Raw genomic sequence first — 387 nt, forward strand, 5'->3', positions numbered from 1 at the left:
CTTGAGTTGCTTCTGAAAAGCTTAAAGGGTCGATTTTATGCAGTGTTGATAACACAAGCATGAAACGATCAATGGCTTTCTTTAGTGATGCAAACTCATCTGATATTAGTAGTGAGCGCATTTCTTTAACGCCATCGAACTTCTCTGGAGTAAAGCCTACCTCTTTGCTAACAACGATACCTTTTGGCTCAACGATCTCTTCGATCGGAACCGTGCCTTGGTTATCAACCAGTAACAAGCGGCGCAGAATATCTGAAGCGCTTTCGCCAATACGTTCTGTCTGACCCGCAATAAAACGGTATAGGTCCTCATCAACCTCAATTGTTTTCATTCGCTTTTCACAATCTCAATGTTTAAACTCTGAGGGATTATAGCGAGATCCGCGCG

At 42.9% G+C, this 387-nt stretch carries 1 pseudogene; it reads right to left on the minus strand.

What is annotated here, in order from left to right:
* Positions 1 to 331 (minus strand): annotated as a pseudogene (locus AB4496_RS23340) (replication initiation regulator SeqA); the annotation flags it as partial.
* Positions 332 to 387: the final 56 nt, after the last annotated feature.

It is taken from the genome of Vibrio sp. 10N.222.46.A1, assembly GCF_041473595.1.
Classification (GTDB): Bacteria; Pseudomonadota; Gammaproteobacteria; order Enterobacterales; family Vibrionaceae; genus Vibrio; species Vibrio tasmaniensis_A.